The organism is Roseomonas sp. GC11 (assembly GCF_024437745.1).
Taxonomy (GTDB): Bacteria; Pseudomonadota; Alphaproteobacteria; order Acetobacterales; family Acetobacteraceae; genus Pseudoroseomonas.
On sequence record NZ_JANFNY010000028.1, the window covers coordinates 41,440 to 59,574 of the forward strand.

Consider the following 18,135-nt stretch of genomic DNA (forward strand, 5'->3'; position numbering starts at 1 on the left):
TTTTTTGTTGCCGAGGTGACCCGATGAACGAAGCCCCGATGCAGGACCCCGCCTACCCCGTGCGGATGCAGCTGGAGGCCTATAATGCCCGCGACATCGACGCCTTCATGGCGTGGTGGGCGGAGGACTGCCGCTGCTACGCCTTCCCGGACACGCTGCTGGCCGAGGGCGCGGCCGAGATCCGCGCGCGGCATATCGAGCGCTTCCGCGAGCCGGGGCTGTTCGGCCGGCTGCTGTCGCGCGCCGTGGTCGGCAATCTGGTGGTGGATCACGAGACCGTCCGCCGCAGCTTCCCCGAAGGACCGGGCGAGGTGGATGTGATCTGCCTCTATGAGGTGGAGGGCGGGAAGATCGCCCGCGCCTGGTTCAGGATGGGCGAGCGCCGTCTGGACCCGCCCACGGCCTGAGGGAAAGGGCTGGGTGGCGGGGGAAACCCCGCCTTTCCCTGGCCGCTTCAGGCCATCCCTGGCTGCGCGGTGGCCGGGACTTGGTTGGCTGGGGCTTGGTTGGCTGGGGCTTGGTTGGCTGGGGCTTCGGCGGCCTTGGCCATCGCCTCGGCGCGGCTGGCATAGCGCCGCGCCAGCCAGGCACAGAGAAAAAGCTGGATCTGGTGGAACAGCATCAGCGGCAGCACGATCATGCCGAGGCTGGCGGCGGGGAAGAGGATGTTCGCCATCGGGATGCCGCTGGCCAGGCTCTTCTTGGAGCCGCAGAACACCGCCACCACCTCGTCCGGCTGGCGGAAGCCCAGCGCCCGGCTGGCCCCCCAGGTGCAGAGCATGACGCCCGCCAGCAGCACCGCGCAGAGCGCCATCACCAGCGCCAGCGTACCGGTGCTCATCTGGTGCCAGATGCCCGCCACCATGCCTTCCGAGAAGGCCGAATAGACGGCGAGCAGGATGGAGCCGCGGTCCACCAGCGAGACCACCGGCTTGTGGCGCGTCAGGAAGGCGCCGATCAGCGGCCGCGCCGCCTGCCCCAGCGCGAAGGGCAGCAGCAGGTGAAGGCAGATATCGATCACCGCCTGCCCGCTGAAGCCGCCCGCCCCCTGGCTGTTCAGCAGCAGCGCCACCATCAGCGGCGTCAGCAGCATGCCGGCGAGGTTGGACAGCGTGGCCGCGCAGAGCGCCGCCGGCACATTGCCCCCCGCCACTGAGGTGAAGGCGATGGAGGATTGCACCGTGGAGGGCAGCACGCAGACATAGAGCAGCCCGAGCGTCAGCGCCGGCGGCAGCCAGCCGCCGAGCAGCGTGGTGATGCCCAGGCCGAAGAGCGGGAAGAGGCCGTAGGTGGCGAGCACCACCAGCCCCTGCAGCCGCCAGTGCAGCAGCCCGCCCAGCACGGCGCGCGGCGCCAGCTTGGCGCCATGCAGGAAGAACAGCAGCGCGACGCCGGCCGAGGTGCCGTAGCCCACCCACTCCGCCGCCTCGCCCCGGGCGGGCAGCAGCGCGGCGAAGCTGACCACCGTCAGCAATTGCAGCATGAAGGGATCGAGGCGGCGGAACAGCGCGGACATGGGATCAGGCTCCAGCGGAATGGCGCCAGACTAGGCCCCGGCCCCCGTGGCGGCGAGGCGGAGGCACCCGATATCAGCCAGTGCGTTTTGTGATAACAGGCGGGGTATCATGGTTTCGCCCACCCTCCTGCGCTCCTTCCTCACGGTCGCCGAGACCCGCAGCTTCACCCGCGCGGCGGAGCGGCTGGGCCTGCGGCAATCCACCGTCAGCCAGCATATCCGCAAGCTGGAGGCGCAGCTGCGCCGCTCCCTGCTGGCACGCGATACCCATGCCGTGCGGCTGACGCCGGAAGGCGATGCCCTGCTGCCCTTCGCCCGGCAGGTGCTGGAGGCGGGGGAGCGCATGCGCCGCTTCCTCGACGCCACGCCGCTGCGCGGGCGCATCCGCCTCGGCGCCTCGGAGGATTTCGTCTCCGCCCGGCTGGCCGAGATCCTGGCCGATTTCACCGCCACCCACAGCGCGGTGGACCTGGAACTGACGGTCGGCCTCAGCGGCGTGCTCTATGAGCGCTTCGATGCCGGGGAACTGGATGTCATCGTCGCCAAGCGGCGCGGCGGCGATCCGCGCGGGCAGGTCGCCTGGCGGGAGGATGTGGCCTGGGTCGGCCGCCCCGGCTGGCAGCCGGATCCCGGCCAGCCTTTGCCGCTGGTGCTCTACCCGCCGCCCAGCATCACCCGCGCCCTGGCCCTCGCCGCGCTGGAAGAGGCGGGGCGAAGCTGGCGCGTGGCCTGCACCAGCGGCAGCCTGAGCGGGCTGCGCGCCGCCGCCATGGCCGGGCTGGGGGTGGCGCCGCATTCGGCGCGGCTGCTGCCGCCCGGGCTCGCCCTGCTGCCGCCGCGGCGGGGCCTGCCGCCGCTTGGCGCCATCGAATTCGTGGTGATTGGGCCGGGACCGCAGCATCCCCTGGCCGCTGCCCTCATCGAGGCGCTGCTGGCGGGGACGCGCGAACAGGTCTGAGAGGCGGCCCGCAAACCTGCCCCGCGTTGTTGAGAGGGGCTTCGCCCCTCTCAAACTCTCCCCACCAAAGGCCTGAGGCCTTTGGAAACCCATTTGTCAGAGCCAATTGAAGGCGGGTGCAGGGGACCCCGTCCCCTGCTGGGGGTTGAGGGGGCAAAGCCCCCTCAATGGCCTATCGTCTTGTGGCACGCCCGCGCTGGCATTGCGCGGCGCGGGAGGTCATCCTGGGCGGATGCCCCGCTCTTCTCAGGCCAAGGCCGAGGCCATCCGCGTCGCCGTCTCCGGGGATGGCGCCCTGCACTACGCCATTCCCGGGCGGCCCGAGGCGTTGCCCGCCGTCACGCCCCAGGCGCTGAGCCTCGCCTGGGACGCCGCCCGCGCCGCCGCCGCCGCCGAGGCCTGGGGCCCCCACCGCACCCTGGTCTTCGAGGGCGGGCCTGTCCTCGCCCTGGCCGATGCCGATGCCGCCTGCTGGGCCGAGGCGGTGGACCGCGCCGTGGGGCTGCACAGCCTCGCCGGCCTCGCCCTCTGCCTGCGCCTGCTGGCGCTGGTGGACCTGCTCGGGCGCGCCGGCTGGATGCGGGGCCTCTTCGCCATCGGGCCGGAGGGGATCGAGCTGCACCCGGCCCTGCTGGGCGCCGCGGCCAGCGAACCGCTGGATGCCGGAGCCCGGTTCGACGAAACCGCCATGAAGCGGCTATTGTCCCACCGCATTGCCGGCACGGCCGGCGCGGCACCCGCCAGGATGGGGCAGGGACAGCGGGAACCCGGCTGATCCTCTCCTCCCGCCGGCGCGCCGCGCCGGCCTTGCCCCTTCTGATGACCCGCCGGAGCGCGCCATGAAACGCCTAGTCCTTCCCCTGATGCTGCTGACGGCCGCCTGCGCCGGCGCGGACCCCCGCAGCGCCCCCCGCAGCGCTGAGGACCGGCAGAACGACGCCGTGGCCGCCGCCTGCCGCGCCGATGCCGAACGCCAGATGCGCTACCGCGAGCGCGGCCAGACCATGCGCGTGGACGAGGCCGAGTCGCGCCTCGGCGCCGGGGCCTTCATCGGCAACCCGATCGAGCGCAGCCAGCTCGGCGCCCGTTTCGAGCGTGACCAGATGATCCAGGACTGCATCCGCGGCAATCAGGCCCAGAACGGCGCAGGCCAGGGCAGCGGGACGCAGCCGGGGGCGGCGCGCCCGGCCACCACGCCGCCGGCGGGGAGCGGGCGGGGCTCCTGATCCGGTGCCGGTCTTCCGGTCGCCCTTCGGCGCGCTCTCCCGCGCGCTGGCCACCCGGAATGCCCGCATTTTCTTCGGCGCCAGCCTGACCTCCTGGACCGGCCTGTGGATGCACCGCATCGCCGTCTCCTGGCTGGCCTGGGAGATGACGGAAAGCGCCCTCTGGGTCGGCCTCGTCGCCTTCAGCGACCTCGCCCCGGCGGCGGTGATCAGCCCCATCGCCGGGGCGGTGGCGGACCGGCTGGACCGCCTGCGGCTCGCCACCCTCTCCCAGGTGGTGATCGGGCTGGAGGCGGCGCTGGTCGCCACCCTGGTGGCCACGGACCTGATCTGCGTCGAATACCTCGTGGCGCTGGAACTGCTGAGCGGCACCGCCGCCAGCTTCGCCCAGCCGGCGCGGCAGACGCTGATGTCCGGCATCGTGCCGAAGGCGGACCTGCCGGCGGCGGTGGCCTGCAATTCCCTGGTCTTCAACGTGGCGCGCTTCATCGGCCCGGCCCTGGCGGGGCCGGTGATCGCCGCCTTCGGCGTGGCGCCCGCCATCGCCTGCAACGCCCTGGCCTATGGCAGTGCCGTCATCACCATGCCGATGCTGCGGGTGGACCCGGCGCACCGCCGCGGCCACCCGGCCACCGGCAGCCTCTTCGGCGAGGTGGTGGAGGGCCTGCGCTACATCGCGCGCCATCCGGGGCTCGGGCCGCTGCTGCTGCATGCCGCCTGTATCGGCGTGCTGTTGCGCTGCGTGCAGGAATTGCTGCCGCCCTTCGTCGAGCGCAATTTCGGCCGCGGCGCGGAATCCCTGGCGCTGCTCACCACCTGCTTCGGCGCCGGGGCGCTGGTGACGGGCTTCTGGCTGGCGGCGCGCGGGCGGGTGCAGGGGGCCACGGCCATCGCCATCCGCGCCACCGCGCTGCAGGCCCTGGCCACCGCCGGCTTCGCCGCCACGGGGTGGTTTCCCCTCGGCCTGGCCAGCGCGGCGCTGATCGGCGGCACCGCCTCGCTGCATGGCATCTCGGTGCAGCAGCTCGCCCAGACGGCGGCGGACCCGGCCATGCGCGGCCGGGTGCTGGCACTCTGGGGCATGATCACCCGCGCCTGCCCGGCGCTGGGGGCCCTGCTGCTCGGCGCGGCGGGCGAGGCCTTCGGGCTGCGCTGGCCCACCCTGGTGGCGGTGGCGCTGGCATTGCTGGCCTATGGCTGGGCGCGGGCCCGCCAGGGGCGCATCGCCGCCGTGCTGGAGCAGGCGCCGCCGGCTTGAGGGGGCTTTGCCCCCTCAAACTCCCCCAGCAGGGGACGGGGTCCCCTGCACCCGCCTTCAGTTGGGAACCAACGGATGGGTTTCCAAAGGCCTCAGGCCTTTGGTCGGGAGAGTTTGAGAGGGGCGAAGCCCCTCTCAAGAGAGGGTGGCGGAAACCCGGCGGCCGCCACCTTGCGGCTCTTCCGGGGGCGCCGTAGAAGCGGCGGGCCTCATGTCGCGGCCGGAAAAGCCTGTCCGGCGCGGCCTCACCCAGGGAGCGCGAAGACCCGATGAGCAAGATCACCCGCCACGACGTGAACCCGGTCCTTTCCGGCGCCGTCGAGTATCATGGCTTCGTCTTCCTGGCGGGCATGACCGCCGACGATCTCAGCCAGGACGTGGTCGGCCAGACCAAGCAGGTCCTGGCCAAGATCGATGCCGCGCTGGAAGGCCACGGCACCGACAAGACCCGCCTGCTCCAGGCCCAGGTCTGGCTGAAGGACATCCGGGACCGTGACGCCATGAACAAGCTGTGGATCGAGTGGCTGCCGGAAGGCGGCGCGCCGGTGCGCGCCTGCGTGCAGGCCAACATGGCCGATCCTCGCCACCTGGTTGAGATTATGATCACAGCCTGCCGCTAAGCGCGAACTCACGCTTTCGCGAGCAAAATGACCCGATTCGGCGCCGCGAGAGACCCTCGCGGCGCCGTTTTTGTTGGCTTTGTCAGAGGCTTGCACGAACTGTTGTATTTTTGCCGCAACACTGTGTCTTTCAAAGTGTTACGGGGCGCATCTAGGATTAATCTCTCATTCACGCGCGTCTCAGAAGGCGCGAAATTGCGAATCACGCCGCATTTCCCGCTGTAACACCGCCCGGGATTGCCCCCCCATGCAGCGCCTTGCTACCCGCAATGCACCACGGCGATGGCCGGGTGGAGAGCCACGGTGAAAGCCGGGTAGCGAGAGACAGGGTTCGGGGGTCGTATGCGGGGTAAGAGCACAGCGGTGGCGTTCGCCGTCCTGTTTGGAGCTTTCTGCGCCGTTCCGGTTGCGGAAGCGGCCACGACACGGAATGCGCGGGAAACCGTGAAGCAGCCCCGCGTGACGCAGCAGGCCGCGCGCACCGCCAGCGCCAAGCCGCACACCGTCAAGCCGCAGCCGGGCAACCGCCGCCTCGCCAGCGTCCCGGCCGCCATCTCCGGCATTTCCTGCGTGCCCTATGTCCGCTCCGTCACCGGCATGGACATCAGCGGCAATGCCCATCTCTGGTGGGCCAATGCCGCCGGCAGCTATGCGCGTGGCCAGCGCCCGGAGCGCGGCTCCGTGCTCAGCTTCCGCGCCTCGGGCGGCATGCGCTCCGGCCATGTCGCTGTCGTCTCCCGCGTGGTGAACAGCCGCGAGATCCTGATCGACCACGCCAATTGGGAAGGCCCGGGCATCCGCAAGGGCACCGTCATGCGCGGCGTCTCGGTCATCGACGTGTCCGACCGCAATGACTGGACGCTGGTGCGCGTGCAGGTCGGCCATGGCGGCGATTACGGCCGCCCCTATCCGACCAACGGCTTCATCCACAACCGCCCGGCCGGCTCCATGCGCACCGCCGACAATGGCGGCTTCGAGGAAGTGGCCGAGGCGCCGTCCCCCGCCCGCGCCCATGCCGACCACATGGCCGGCGCCCTCCAGGAACTGAACCTCAACGCGCGCTGAGCCCCGCGCCGGCCCGATCTTCTCCCCGGACCCTCTGCCGGAGGCCGCCCTGCCATCAGGGCGGCCTTTTTCGTGGCCGCGCCGCCGCCCCGCCGGATGGGCGGCTTTTTTCAGGCCCACCCGCCGCTCCCCCCTGGACGGCGCGGCCCGCGGCGCCGATTTGCGCGCCACGCCGGGGCGGCGCATTCTCCGCCCCGCTGGCCTTCAGGAGACACACGCATGCCCGTCCTCACCCCGCACGCCGCCCATTGGGGCTATTTCGACGCGGTGGTGGAAGACGGGCGCGTGGTAGGGGTGCGTCCCTTCGCGCGGGATCCGCAGCCGGGCCATCTGATCGACTCCGTCCCCGCCGCCGTCCACGCGCCGAGCCGCATCGACCGCCCCTATATCCGCGCCGGCTGGCTGCGCGGCGAGCGGCGCGGCGCGGTGCGCGGCGACCGCGACTTCATTCCCGTCCCCTGGGACGAGGCCATCCGCCTGGTGGCGGAGGAAAGCGCCCGCATCCGCGCCGCGCATGGCCATAGCGCCATCCTGGGCGGCTCCTATGGCTGGTCCTCGGCCGGGCGCTTCCACCATGCGCGCAGCCAGCTGCAACGCTTCCTCGGCCTGGGCGGCGGCTTCACCACCCAGGTGACGAACTACTCCTACGGCGCCGGCATGACGCTGATGCCGCATATCCTCGGCACCAACGAGGTGCTGCAGGGGCCGGTGACGGACTGGCCCAGCATCGCCCGCCACACGAAGCTGATGCTCTGCCTGGGGGGCCTGCCGCTGAAGAACACGCTGGTCACCGCCGGCGGCGCCGGGGCGCATGAATATGTCCCCTGGCTGCGGCAGGTGGCGGCGGCGGGGGTGCGCTTCGTCAATATCTCGCCCTTCCGCGGCGATGCGCCGGATTTCCTGGGTGCCGAATGGGTGCCCATCCGCCCCAACACCGATGCGGCGCTGATCCTCGCCCTGCTGCACACGCTGGTGGAGGCGGGGCTGGAGGATCGCGGCTTCCTCGCCACCCACTGCACGGGGTGGGAGCGGCTGCGCGCCTATCTGCTGGGCGAGGCGGATGGCACGCCGAAAAGCGCCGCCTGGGCCGCCGCCATCACCGAGGTGCCGGCGGAGACCATCCGCGCCCTGGCGCTGGAGGCCGCGCGCCAGCCCACCATGCTGACCGCCACCTGGTCCCTCCAGCGCGCCGAGCACGGGGAACAGCCCTGGTGGGCGCTGGTCGCCCTGGCCGCCGCGCTGGGGGGCATCGGCCGGCCGGGGGAGGGCGTGGCCTTCGGCTATGGCTCGCTGAACGGCATGGGCACGCCGCGCCGCCGCCTGCCTTCCGTCTCGCTCCCCGCCACGCGCAACCCGGCGGGCCCCGCCATCCCCGTCGCCCGCGTCACCGAACTGCTGGAGCGCCCGGGTGCGGTGCTGGACTATAATGGCCGCCAGATCACCCTGCCCGATATCCGCATGATCTGGTGGGCCGGCGGCAACCCCTTCCACCACCACCAGGATCTCAACCGCCTGCTGCGCGGCTGGTGCCGGGCGGAGACCATCGTGGTGCAGGAGCCGTGGTGGACCGCCGCCGCCCGCCATGCCGATATCGTCCTGCCGGCGACGACGACGCTGGAGCGCAACGATATCGCCTCCTCCTCCAATGACCGCTTCCTGCGCGCCATGCACCGGGCCATCCCGCCGCAGGGCCAGGCGCGCAACGACCACGACATGCTGGCCGACATGGCCGAGCATCTGGGCTTCCGCGACCGCTTCACCGAGCAGCGTGACGAGGCCGCCTGGCTGCGCCACCTCTATGAGCGCTGGCGCTCCGCCTGCGAACGCATGGGCTTCGCGGCGCCGGGCTATGAGGAATTCTGGGCCGCCGGCCATGTCGAGGTGCCGCCGCCGGAGGAGGAGCACGTCCTCTTCGCCGAGTTCCACCGCGACCCGGTGGCCCACCCGCTCGCCACGCCCTCCGGCAAGGTGGAGCTGTATTCCGAGACGATCGCCGGCTTCGGCTATGCCGGCGTCGCCGGGCATCCGCATTGGGTGCCGCCGGCCGAGTATCTCGGCGCGCCGCTGGCCGCGCGCTACCCGCTGCACCTGCTCTCCTACCAGCCGGTGACGCGGCTGCATGGCCAGCTCGACCCCGGCCCGGTGGCGGCGGCGAGCAAGATCCAGGGCCGCGAGCCGCTGCGCATGCACCCCGCCGATGCCGCCGCGCGCGGCCTCGCCGATGGCGATATCCTGCGCGTCTTCAACGACCGCGGCGCCTGCCTCGCCGGCCTCTGCGTGACGGAGGAGATCCGCCCCGGCGTCGTCGCCATGGCCACCGGCGCCTGGTGGGACCCGGACCCGGAGACGGGGCTGGACCGCCATGGCAACCCCAATGTGCTCACCCAGGATATCGGCACCTCGCCGCTGGGCCAGGGCTGCGCCGCGCAGTCCTGCCTCGTGCAGGTGGAGCGCTTCGTGGGGGAGCTGCCCCCGGTGAGCGTGCTGCATGCGCCACGCCCCGCCGCCGCTTGAGAGGGGCTTCGCCCCTCTCAAACTCTCCCCACCAAAGGCCTGAGGCCTTTGGAAACCCTTTCTGAAGGCGGGTGCAGGGGACCCTGTCCCCTGCTGGGGGTGTTTGAGAGGGCAAAGCCCCCTCATGGCCCGCGTTTTCAAACAGTTTCTGGGAAGGAGGCTCCCGCATGACCCTCACCCGCCGCGCCCTGCTGGGTTCCTGCGCCGCCCTGCCGCTGGCCGCCGCCGCGGCGCGGGCGCAGGTCGTCACCCTCGACATGCCGCCGCTCGCCCTGCCGTTGAAGCTGGATGACAGCGTGGCCCCCGGTTATCGCCGGGATGTGCTGGTCCGCTGGGGGGACCGCGTGACCTTCGACGCCCAGCCCTGGAACCCGCGCCGCCCGACCCCCGAGGCCGCCGCCACCCAGTTCGGCTGGGATGGGCGGATCTGCGGCATTGCCCTGCCGCCCGCCGGGGCGGATGGCGTGGCGCGCGGCGTGCTGGCCGTGGCCCACCCCACCGTGGACCCCGCCATGGCCTTTCCCGGCGGGCAGGACCGCCCGGCGGTGGCGGCCATGATGCAGGGCGCCTCCCTGCTCAATATCGAGCTTCAGGCGGGGCGCTGGATCATCGTCGATGGCGGCTATCAATCCCGCCGGCTGACGGCGGAAACCCTCTGCCGCATCACCGGCCCCGCCGCCGATCCGCTGGGCGGTTCGGTGCAGGGGGTGCTCGGCCTCGCTGGCGGCTGCACCACGCCCTGGGGCACGCTGCTGCTCGCCGAGGACGACCCGGCCCCCTGGGTGGCGCGCCTCGCCAGCCTCGATGCCCGTTTCACCGAGGGCACCCGCTTCGGCTGGGTGGTGGAGCTGGACCCGCTGGACCCGGCCTCCGTCCCCGCCAAGCGCACCGCCCTGGCCCGCTTCCCGCGCGGCGATGTGGCGGCGGCGCTCACCCAGGATGGCCGGGCGGTGGTCTATCTCTCGGACCACCGCGCCTTCGGTCATCTCTTCCGCTTCATCTCCGCCGGCCCGGCCAGCGCGGCGGATGCGCTGGACCAGGGCACCCTCTCCGTGGCGCGGCTGGAAGGGCGGCGCCTGCGCTGGGTGGCCCTGCCGCAGGGGGCGGGCACGGCGTTCGACCCCATCGCCGCGGCCGCCCAGGCGGGCGCCCTGGCCTTCGACCTGCCTGCCGGGCTGGCGGTGGACCCGCGCGGCGGCCGCCTCTACCTCGCCTGCAAGGGCAATGCCGCCCGCCGGCCGGACCAGGTGGACGCGCTGAATCCGCGCGCCGGCAGCGGGGGCGGGCATATCGTCGAGATCATCCCCGCCGGGGGCGACCACGCCGCCGAGACGGCCGAGGCAGGGCTGCTGCTGGTGGGTGGCGCGCCGGGGCCGCGCTTCGCTGCCTCCGTGCGCGCCTGGCCTGACTGCCCGGCGACGCTGGAACTCGACAGCGCCGGGCGGCTGTGGATCGGCACCGACCATGACGGGCAGGTGGGGGCGGCGCCGGACGGGTTGTTCGGCTGCGACGCCCAGGGGCCGGGCCGTGGCTTTGCCCTGCCGCTCTATGGCGCCCCGCGCGGCGCCGCGATCGGCGGCGCGGCGATGAGCCCGGACGGGCTGTCTCTCTTCGCCCTGGTGCGCACCCCGGGGGCGGAGCCGGGCGCCAGCTATGAGCGCCCCGGCACCCGCTGGCCCGCCTTCGACCCCGCCTTGCCGCCGCGCAGCACGCTCGTCACCTTCACGCGGGAGGCCGGTGGCCGGGTCGGCGGATAATTTTTTCAGTTTGGCGTCCCGCTTCATGCCGGAGGCGGGACGCTGCCTGAAAAAAGTTTTTTGGTTCTTTTTTTCAAAAAAGAACGTGCTTCACGCTCCTTTCGTCCCCGGTGCCTTGCCTTCGCGCCGGGCCACCCGCAGCACGGCATAGCCCGCCAGCCCGGCCACCAGCGACCCGGCCAGGATGCCGAGCTTCACCCGTTCCTGCATCTCCGCCGCCTCGGCGAAGGCGAGCAGGCCGATGAACAGGCTCATGGTGAAGCCGATGCCGCAGAGCAGGGCGACGCCGAAAAGCTGCCCCCAGCTGGCCCCGGCCGGCAGTTGCGCGGCGCCGAGGCGGATCATCAGCGCGGCGCTGCCGAAGACGCCCGCCAGCTTGCCCAGCACCAGCCCGGCGGCGACGCCCAGCGTCAGCGGTTCCAGCAGCGCGCCAGGGCCCAGCCCGGCGAAGGACACCCCGGCATTGGCGAAGCCGAAGACGGGCACGATGACGAAGGAGACCGGGCGGTGCAGCGCATGCTCCAGCCGGTGCAGGGGGGATTCCTCGGGCGAGGCCTCGGGCGCGCCGGGCGTCAGGCGGATGGGGATGGCCAGCGCCAGCAGCACCCCCGCCAGCGTGGCATGCACGCCCGATTGCAGCACCAGCACCCACAGCCCGAACCCCAGCACCAGATAGGGGGTGAGCGACTGCACCCCGCGCCGGTTCAGCGTGAAGAGCAGCGCCAGCACCGCCGCCGCCCCGCCCAGCGCCGGCAGGGACAGGCCGCTGGTGTAGAACAGCGCGATGATGACCACCGCCCCGAGGTCGTCGAGGATCGCCAGCGCCGCCAGGAAGACCTTCAGCGACACCGGCACGCGCGGCCCGAGCAGCGACAGCACGCCGAGCGCGAAGGCGATGTCCGTGGCGGCTGGGATGGCCCAGCCGCGCAGCGCCGCCGCATCCCCGGCATTGAAGGCGATGTAGATCAGCGCCGGCGCCGCCATGCCGCCCGCCGCCGCCGCCCCGGGCAGCAGCCGCCGGCCCCAGGTGGAAAGCTGGCCATCCAGCATCTCCCGCTTGATCTCCAGCCCGACCATCAGGAAGAAGACGGCCATCAGCGCGTCATTGATCCAGTGCTGCAGGCTGAGCGGCCCGAGATAGGCGTGCAGCGCCCCGAAATAGGCGGGTGCCAGGGGGGAATTGGCGGTGAGGATGGCCAGCGCCGCTACCCCCATCAGCAGCAGCCCGCTGGCGGCCTCGTTGTCGATGAAGCGCCGCATCGCCGATGCGATGCGCCCGCGGCGAAGTGTCTGCGACATGCCGGGACCTCCTGGCTGGGCCATGTGCGGCCATCATGAAATTTTTTTCATGTCCTTTGCCGGCTGCGCCGCACCGGGGCAACCCGGAATCGGCCATCCAGGGCCGGAAAACGGCCGTGGCCGGCGGGTTGCCCATATGGCCGCGCGGCCAGCCCCGGCGCATGATGCGCGCCCCTTGGCTGCGACAGGAGGCGGCGTGACGGCGACAGAGGCAAGCGGTGTGGAAACCGGTGTGGAAGTGGGGGCGGTGCTCGATACCCCGGCCCCGGCGGTCAGCCTGGAGGAGGCCGCGCGGCTGGCGCGGGAGGCCTTCGGCATCACCGGCGAGGTCCACCCCCTGACCGGCGAGCGCGACCGCAATTTCCACCTGCGCGGCGCCGATGGGCGGGACTACGCGCTGCGGGTGATCAACCCGGCCGAGGAACCCGGTGTCTCCGATTTCCAGAGCCGCGCCCTGCTGCATCTGGGCGAGGCGGGGCCGGACCTGCCGGTGCCGCGCCTGCACCGCCCGCTTTCCGGCGCGGCGCCCGAGGCGCTGTGGCAGCCCGAGGGTGGCGGCACGCCCTGCCGCGTGCGGCTGCTCGACTACCTGCCCGGCAAGCCGCTGCACCTCGCCGCGCCGAGCGGCGCGCAGCGCGCCATGCTCGGCGGCTGCCTGGCGCGGCTGGACCGGGCGCTTTCGGGCTTCCGGCATCCGTCGGAAGGGCATGTGCTGATGTGGGACATCCAGCGCGCCCTGCGGCTGCGCCCGCTGCTGGCGCATCTGCCCGAGGCGGCGGACCGCGCCCTGGCCACCGCCATGCTGGAGCGCTTCGAACGGCACGCCCTGCCACTGCTGCCCGGGCTGCGCCCGCAGGTGATCCATAACGACTTCAACCCGCACAACATCCTGACCGACCCGGCGGATGACCGGCGGATCAGCGGTATCATCGACTTTGGTGACATGGTGCGGGCGCCGATGGTGCAGGACCTCGCCACCGCCGCCGCCTACCAGATCCTGCCCGAGGGGCACCCGCTGGAAGGCCCGGCGGAGCTGGCCGCCGCCTTCCATGCCGTCTGCCCGCTTTGGCCGGAGGAGGTGGAGATCCTGGCCGACCTCATCGCCACGCGGCTGGCGGTGGCGGTGACGATCAGCGGCTGGCGCGCGGCGCGGCAGCCGGAGAACGCCCCCTATATCCTGCGCAACTATCCCCGCAGCCTCGCCGGGCTGCGCCGCCTGGGCGCCCTGCCGCGCGCCGAGGCCCAGGCTTACCTGCGGAAGGCCCTCCACGCATGAGCATGATCAATGCCTTCGACCCGAAGGCCACCAATGGCGTCGGCAGCCGCGAGCAGGCGATGATCGCCCGGCGGCAGAAGCTGCTCGGCCCCGCCTACCGGCTGTTCTACGCCAACCCCGTGCATCTGGTGCGCGGCGAGGGGGTGTGGCTCTACGACCCCGATGGCAACGCCTATCTCGATGTCTACAACAACGTCGCCAGCGTCGGGCATTGCCACCCGCATGTGGTGGCCGCCCTCGCCCGGCAGGCGGCGGTGCTGAACACCCATACGCGCTACCTCAACCCCATCATCCTCGACTACGCCGAGGCGCTGCTGGGCCATTTCCCGCCTGAGCTCTGCCACGTCATGTTCACCTGCACGGGCAGCGAGGCCAATGACCTCGCCTACCGCGTGGCGCGCAGCTACACGGGGGGGGAGGGCTTCATCGTCACCCGCCTCGCCTATCACGGGGTGACGGTGGCGATCTCGGAGATGTCGCCCTCGCTCGGCCAGCACATCACGCTGGGGAAGAATGTCCGCACCGTGCCGGCGCCTGATCTCTACCGCGGCGGGCCGGGGGTGGCGGAGCGCTTCGCCGCCGATGTGCGCGCCGCCATCGCCGATCTCCGGGCCGCCGGCATCACCCCCGCCGCGCTGCTGGTCGATACCATCTTCTCCAGTGACGGCGTCTTCGCCGACCCCGCCGGCTTCCTGGCGCCGGCGGTGGCGGCCATCCGCGAGGCGGGCGGGCTGTTCATCGCCGACGAGGTGCAGCCCGGCTTCGGCCGCACGGGCGAGGCGATGTGGGGCTTCCAGCGCCACGGGCTGGTGCCGGACATCGTCACCATGGGCAAGCCCATGGGCAATGGCCACCCGATCGCCGCCATGGTCTCCCAGCCGCAGATCCTCCAGCGCTTCGGCGAGGCCACGCGCTACTTCAACACCTTCGGCGGCAACCCCGTCTCCTGCGCCGTCGGGCAGGCGGTGCTGGAGGTGATCGAGGGCGAGAGGCTCATGGACAATGCCCGCGCCACCGGCGCATTCCTGCGCGACGGGCTGCGGCAGCTGGCGGGGCGCCATGCGTTGATCGGCGATGTGCGGGGCGCGGGCCTCTTCGTCGGCGTGGAGATGGTGACGGACCGCGCCACCAGGGCCCCCGCCACCGCCGAGACCGCCCGCCTGGTGAACGGGCTGCGCGAGCGCCGCGTGCTCATCAGCGCCGCCGGGCCGGATGCCAATGTGCTGAAGATCCGCCCGCCGCTGGTCTTCCGCCAGGAGCATGCCGAGCGCTTCCTGGAGGCCATGGACGCCGTGCTGACGGAGATGCGCGCGGGCTGAGGGCGGGGCGGCCGCTGCGGCCGCCTCACCAAAAATTTTCCTGTTCTGTTCTCGTCTGTGGCAGGCTCGGCGTGGCGGCGGCTTGTGGCCATGTTCTGTTTATGTTCTCATTTGGCCATGCCGAGCCCGTCCTTCCCCCCCTGCGCCCCGCCCGCCTGGATTGTGCCGCGCTCCCCCGCGGCCTCCCCCTCCTGGGTGGTGGCGGGGCCTGAAGGATGGGCAGGCGGCAGGGCGCGGGCAGGGCAGAGATGGGTCCTGCCCGCGCTTCCCTGGCTCTCCTGGCCGGATCTTCCCCTCTCCCGCCTCTCCCGGCTGGCGCGGGAGGTGATGCTGGGCGCGGTGCTGGGGATGGGGGCCGGCTGGGCCGTGGCGCTGCTGGCGGTGCGGCTGGGGTTTTAGCCTGCGGCTGGCTCTGCTTCAGGGTGCCGCGTCACGCCAACGCTTGATGAAGGCGCGGCCGATCCGCAATTCCTTTGCGATGGCCGACACTGATTGCCCAGCAGCCAGCATCTGCAGGGCGCGTGCCTGCTTGTCTTCGGAGGAGGCAGGTGTGCGGACCGGCTGTTCTGTCTGGTTCCAGTGGTCTGCTAGAGCATAAACGATGTGCGTCGGCACTGCCTGACCGTTCAGCACGGCATTTCGTACCACGAAATAACCGCCTTCACGCGTTAGCTCCGCGGCTTCGAGCGCTTCGCCGGCTTTTGCGGCAAGCTTGTCTGTCTCGGCCAGATCCCTGGAATGAGTGCTGCGGTTGGACTTGAGGTAAGTATTGGACACAGCAGTCAGGAGATATTGCATTTACTATCCTATTAAGAAGATCGATGAGCAAGATTCTAGCATTGCCGGTCGTCCCTGGCACCCGAGTCTTACCCGTCGAGTGGAGCGTGGGTTTGGGCCTGCAGACGCTCGGTCTGCATCCTGGCCTCATATCAACAGATAGCGCCGGCTCTCTTCATCGGCCAGCAGGGCCGCCATGGGCGCTTCGTGGCGAAGGGCGCCGCTCTCCAGCAGGTAGGCGCGGTCCGCCAGTTCAGCGGCGAAACCCGGATTCTGCTCGGAGAGCAGGATGGACAGGCCCTCCGCCTTCAGCCCGGCGATGGCCTCCGCCATGCGGTCGAGGATGACGGGGGCCAGCCCCTCGGAAGGCTCGTCCAGCAGCAGCAGGCGCGGGTTGCCCATCAGGGTGCGGGCGATGGTGAGCATCTGCTGCTCGCCGCCGCTCATGCGTCCGCCGGGGCGGTGGCGGAGCGCGGCGAGGCTGGGGAAGAGGGCAAAGAGCCGCTCCACCGTCCAGGGCCGCAGGCCGGGCGGGGCGGGGCGGCGGCCCACCTCCAGATTCTCCAGCACGGTGAGGCCGGGGAAGATGCGCCGCTCCTCCGGCACATAGCCCAGGCCCGCGCGGGCGATGCGGTGCGGCGCCTGCCCGGTCACCTCGCGCCCGAGGAAGCGCACCGTGCCGGCGCTGGGCGGCACCAGGCCCATGATGGCCTTCATCGTCGTGCTCTTGCCGGCGCCGTTGCGGCCGAGCAGGCACACCACCTCGCCCGCGCCGACGCGCAGGCTCACGCCATGCAGGATATGGGCGCGCCCGTAATGGGCGTGCAGGCCCGCCACCTCCAGCATCATCCCGCCTTTCCCAGATAGACCTGCCGCACGCGCGGATCGGCGCGCACCGCGGCGGGCGTGCCATCGGCGATCAGCCGGCCGCGCTCCAGCACCAGCACGCGGTCGGCATGGCCGAAGACCACATCCATGTCGTGCTCGGTGAAGAGCACGGCGATGCCGGCGGCGCGCGCCAGGGCGGCGGTCTCGGCCATCAGGGCGATGCGGGCATCCGGGGCCATGCCGGCGGTGGGCTCGTCCATCAGCAGCAGCCGGGGCTGGTTGGAGAGGGCCATGGCCAGTTCCAGCCGCTTCAGGTCGCCATAGGCCAGCACGCCGCAGGGCCGCCCCGCCTGGGCCAGCAGGCCGACGCGCGCCAGCAGCGCCTCCGCCTCCGCCGTCATCTGCGCCGCCGCCGGGCGCCACAGGCCGAAGAGGCGGCGGTGGTGCGAGAGCAGGGCCAGCCGCACATTGTCGCGCAGGGTGAGGGAGCCGAAGGTGGCGGTGACCTGGAAGCAGCGCCCGACCCCGAGCCGCCAGACGGCGCGCGGCGGCAGGCCGGTGATGTCCCGCCCCGCCAGCCGCACCCGGCCGGCATCCGGGCGGATCTGCCCGTTCAGCATGTTGAAGCAGGTGGATTTGCCGGCGCCATTGGGGCCGATCAGCGCCAGCATCTCGCCCGGCCGCACGGCGAAGGAGACATCCTCCACCGCCGCCACGCCGCCCCAGTGCTTGCGCAGGTTGCGGGCTTCGAGCAGGGGCGCTTCTTCCGGGAGGGGCGCCGTCATGACCAGCGCCCCCGCAGGCGGTCCAGCGCCCCGGCGAGGCCATTCGGGAAGAACATCACCAGCGCCAGGATGACCAGCCCGAGCAGCAGGCGCCACAGATCGGTGGCGCGGGCCAGCTGCTCCTGCAGCCCGGCGAAGGCGATGGCGCCGAGGATCGGCCCGCTCACCGTCTGCACGCCGCCGAGCAGCACCATCAGCAGCGCGTCCACGCTGCGGCCGATGCCGAGGAAGGAGGGGAAGACGCTGCCCTTGCCATAGGCGAAGAGCGCCCCCGCCAGCCCGGCCAGGGCGGCGCTGAGGGCGAAGGCCATCCAGCGCAGGCGGAAGGCATCGAGGCCGATGGCCTCGGCGCGCAGGGCGGAATCGCGCTGCCCGCGCAGGGCGAGGCCGAAGGGCGCCTGGATCACCCGCCGCAGCAGCCAGACGCCGAGGCCGCACAGCGCCAGCGTCAGGTAGAAGAAGGCCAGCCGCCCGCGCGCCCAGCCGCTTGGCCAGACGCCGAGGATGCCATTGTCGCCCCCGGTGACCTCGACCCACTGGAAGGCGATGCTCCAGGTGATCTGGGCGAAGGCCAGGGTCAGCATGGCGGCATAGACGCCGGAGAGGCGGGCGCAGAACCAGCCGAAGGCCAGCCCGGCCAGCCCGGCGGCGAAGGGCGCCAGGGCCAGCCCGGCTTCCATCGGCGCGGCGAGGTATTTGGCCAGGAGCGCGGCGGCATAGGCGCCGGCGCCGAAATAGGCGGCATGGCCGAAGCTCGCCATGCCGGCCGGCCCCATGATGAGGTGCAGGCTGGCGGCGAAGAGGATGAAGACGGCGAAATCCGCCAGCAGGATCAGCGGATAGTCGCCGAGGAAGAGCGGCGCCAGCAGCAGCACCGCCGCCGCCGGCCAGGCCAGGCGGCGCAGCCAGCGCGGCGGCGGGGCGGGCAGGGGGGGCG

General features: G+C 72.0%; 18 protein-coding genes. 12 read left to right on the plus strand and 6 right to left on the minus strand.

The genetic code is table 11. The annotated features are described in order from the left end of the window. The first annotated feature begins 23 nt into the window (after positions 1-23). The gene (locus tag NON00_RS10885) at positions 24-407 is read left to right on the plus strand and encodes a nuclear transport factor 2 family protein (protein WP_256020606.1); all 384 of its coding nucleotides are present in this window, start codon (positions 24-26) and stop codon (positions 405-407) included. A 47-nt stretch (positions 408-454) separates the two neighbouring features. On the opposite strand, the gene NON00_RS10890 is transcribed toward NON00_RS10885, so the two are convergent. Beyond that, a complete protein-coding gene (locus tag NON00_RS10890) occupies positions 455-1,516 on the minus strand; it encodes a bile acid:sodium symporter family protein (RefSeq protein WP_256020608.1) in 1,062 nt (353 codons plus the stop codon). 109 nt (positions 1,517-1,625) lie between these two features. On the opposite strand from NON00_RS10890, the gene NON00_RS10895 reads away from it, so the two are divergent. The 8 genes from NON00_RS10895 (at position 1,626) to NON00_RS10930 (ending at position 10,914) form a co-directional block, all read left to right on the plus strand. Beyond that, positions 1,626-2,474, plus strand: coding sequence for a LysR family transcriptional regulator (locus NON00_RS10895; RefSeq protein ID WP_256020611.1), 849 nt, complete (start codon positions 1,626-1,628; stop codon positions 2,472-2,474). A gap of 232 nt (positions 2,475-2,706) precedes the next feature. Next, positions 2,707-3,249 carry a hypothetical protein gene (locus NON00_RS10900; protein WP_256020613.1) on the plus strand — a complete coding sequence of 181 codons (543 nt, stop codon included), beginning with the start codon at positions 2,707-2,709 and terminating at the stop codon, positions 3,247-3,249. A gap of 64 nt (positions 3,250-3,313) precedes the next feature. Beyond that, positions 3,314-3,700, plus strand: coding sequence for a hypothetical protein (locus NON00_RS10905; protein ID WP_256020615.1), 387 nt, complete (start codon positions 3,314-3,316; stop codon positions 3,698-3,700). A 4-nt stretch (positions 3,701-3,704) separates the two neighbouring features. Next, positions 3,705-4,958 carry an MFS transporter gene (locus tag NON00_RS10910; RefSeq protein ID WP_256020617.1) on the plus strand — a complete coding sequence of 418 codons (1,254 nt, stop codon included), beginning with the start codon at positions 3,705-3,707 and terminating at the stop codon, positions 4,956-4,958. A gap of 269 nt (positions 4,959-5,227) precedes the next feature. Next, entirely contained in the window at positions 5,228-5,578 is a 351-nt protein-coding gene (locus NON00_RS10915; protein WP_256020620.1) for a RidA family protein, read from the plus strand. Positions 5,579-6,022: 444 nt separating this feature from the next. Next, positions 6,023-6,643, plus strand: a complete 621-nt coding sequence (locus tag NON00_RS10920) for a CHAP domain-containing protein (RefSeq protein ID WP_256020622.1) — start codon at positions 6,023-6,025, stop codon at positions 6,641-6,643. A gap of 219 nt (positions 6,644-6,862) precedes the next feature. Next, on the plus strand, positions 6,863-9,157 hold the full coding sequence (locus NON00_RS10925) for a molybdopterin-dependent oxidoreductase (protein WP_256020625.1): 2,295 nt from the start codon (positions 6,863-6,865) through the stop codon (positions 9,155-9,157). A gap of 167 nt (positions 9,158-9,324) precedes the next feature. Beyond that, complete coding sequence (locus NON00_RS10930) at positions 9,325-10,914, plus strand: PhoX family phosphatase (RefSeq protein ID WP_256020627.1); 1,590 nt, start codon at positions 9,325-9,327, stop codon at positions 10,912-10,914. Between the two features lie 90 nt (positions 10,915-11,004). Here the strand turns inward: NON00_RS10930 and nhaA are convergent, their stop codons facing one another. Further along, positions 11,005-12,213: a Na+/H+ antiporter NhaA gene (gene nhaA, locus NON00_RS10935; protein ID WP_256020630.1), complete on the minus strand. Its 1,209-nt coding sequence runs from the start codon at positions 12,211-12,213 to the stop codon at positions 11,005-11,007. A gap of 196 nt (positions 12,214-12,409) precedes the next feature. Between nhaA and NON00_RS10940 the strand changes: the two genes are divergently transcribed. The 3 genes from NON00_RS10940 to NON00_RS10950 all read left to right on the plus strand — a co-directional run bounded on the left by NON00_RS10940 (position 12,410) and on the right by NON00_RS10950 (position 15,207). After that, a complete protein-coding gene (locus NON00_RS10940) occupies positions 12,410-13,489 on the plus strand; it encodes a phosphotransferase (protein ID WP_256020632.1) in 1,080 nt (359 codons plus the stop codon). After that, positions 13,486-14,808 carry an aspartate aminotransferase family protein gene (locus tag NON00_RS10945; protein ID WP_256020634.1) on the plus strand — a complete coding sequence of 441 codons (1,323 nt, stop codon included), beginning with the start codon at positions 13,486-13,488 and terminating at the stop codon, positions 14,806-14,808. The genes NON00_RS10940 and NON00_RS10945 overlap by 4 nt, the downstream gene beginning before the upstream one ends. A gap of 117 nt (positions 14,809-14,925) precedes the next feature. Continuing rightward, the gene (locus NON00_RS10950; protein WP_256020636.1) at positions 14,926-15,207 is read left to right on the plus strand and encodes a hypothetical protein; all 282 of its coding nucleotides are present in this window, start codon (positions 14,926-14,928) and stop codon (positions 15,205-15,207) included. 18 nt (positions 15,208-15,225) lie between these two features. Here NON00_RS10950 and NON00_RS10955 read toward each other — a convergent pair whose 3' ends face one another. The 4 genes from NON00_RS10955 to NON00_RS10970 form a co-directional block, all read right to left on the minus strand. Next, positions 15,226-15,606, minus strand: coding sequence for a helix-turn-helix domain-containing protein (locus NON00_RS10955; RefSeq protein WP_256020639.1), 381 nt, complete (start codon positions 15,604-15,606; stop codon positions 15,226-15,228). Between the two features lie 126 nt (positions 15,607-15,732). Then, entirely contained in the window at positions 15,733-16,431 is a 699-nt protein-coding gene (locus tag NON00_RS10960; protein ID WP_256020649.1) for an ABC transporter ATP-binding protein, read from the minus strand. Beyond that, complete coding sequence (locus NON00_RS10965; protein ID WP_256020641.1) at positions 16,431-17,198, minus strand: ABC transporter ATP-binding protein; 768 nt, start codon at positions 17,196-17,198, stop codon at positions 16,431-16,433. Before NON00_RS10965 ends, NON00_RS10960 begins: the two co-directional genes overlap by 1 nt. Continuing rightward, on the minus strand, positions 17,195-18,135 hold a 941-nt coding region (locus NON00_RS10970), incomplete at its 5' end, for a branched-chain amino acid ABC transporter permease (protein WP_256020643.1). The genes NON00_RS10970 and NON00_RS10965, both read right to left, overlap by 4 nt.

What these genes read in the sequence shown, in the direction of transcription:
- NON00_RS10960 (WP_256020649.1), bottom strand. Translation starts at nt 16,431, where the DNA reads ATGCTGGAGGTGGCGGGCCTGCACGCCCATTACGGGCGCGCCCATATC.
- NON00_RS10890 (WP_256020608.1), bottom strand. Translation starts at nt 1,516, where the DNA reads ATGTCCGCGCTGTTCCGCCGCCTCGATCCCTTCATGCTGCAATTGCTG.
- nhaA (WP_256020630.1), bottom strand. Translation starts at nt 12,213, where the DNA reads ATGTCGCAGACACTTCGCCGCGGGCGCATCGCATCGGCGATGCGGCGC.
- NON00_RS10895 (WP_256020611.1), top strand. Translation starts at nt 1,626, where the DNA reads ATGGTTTCGCCCACCCTCCTGCGCTCCTTCCTCACGGTCGCCGAGACC.
- NON00_RS10925 (WP_256020625.1), top strand. Translation starts at nt 6,863, where the DNA reads ATGCCCGTCCTCACCCCGCACGCCGCCCATTGGGGCTATTTCGACGCG.
- NON00_RS10965 (WP_256020641.1), bottom strand. Translation starts at nt 17,198, where the DNA reads ATGACGGCGCCCCTCCCGGAAGAAGCGCCCCTGCTCGAAGCCCGCAAC.
- NON00_RS10915 (WP_256020620.1), top strand. Translation starts at nt 5,228, where the DNA reads ATGAGCAAGATCACCCGCCACGACGTGAACCCGGTCCTTTCCGGCGCC.
- NON00_RS10905 (WP_256020615.1), top strand. Translation starts at nt 3,314, where the DNA reads ATGAAACGCCTAGTCCTTCCCCTGATGCTGCTGACGGCCGCCTGCGCC.
- NON00_RS10955 (WP_256020639.1), bottom strand. Translation starts at nt 15,606, where the DNA reads ATGCAATATCTCCTGACTGCTGTGTCCAATACTTACCTCAAGTCCAAC.
- NON00_RS10950 (WP_256020636.1), top strand. Translation starts at nt 14,926, where the DNA reads ATGCCGAGCCCGTCCTTCCCCCCCTGCGCCCCGCCCGCCTGGATTGTG.
- NON00_RS10900 (WP_256020613.1), top strand. Translation starts at nt 2,707, where the DNA reads ATGCCCCGCTCTTCTCAGGCCAAGGCCGAGGCCATCCGCGTCGCCGTC.
- NON00_RS10930 (WP_256020627.1), top strand. Translation starts at nt 9,325, where the DNA reads ATGACCCTCACCCGCCGCGCCCTGCTGGGTTCCTGCGCCGCCCTGCCG.
- NON00_RS10945 (WP_256020634.1), top strand. Translation starts at nt 13,486, where the DNA reads ATGAGCATGATCAATGCCTTCGACCCGAAGGCCACCAATGGCGTCGGC.
- NON00_RS10885 (WP_256020606.1), top strand. Translation starts at nt 24, where the DNA reads ATGAACGAAGCCCCGATGCAGGACCCCGCCTACCCCGTGCGGATGCAG.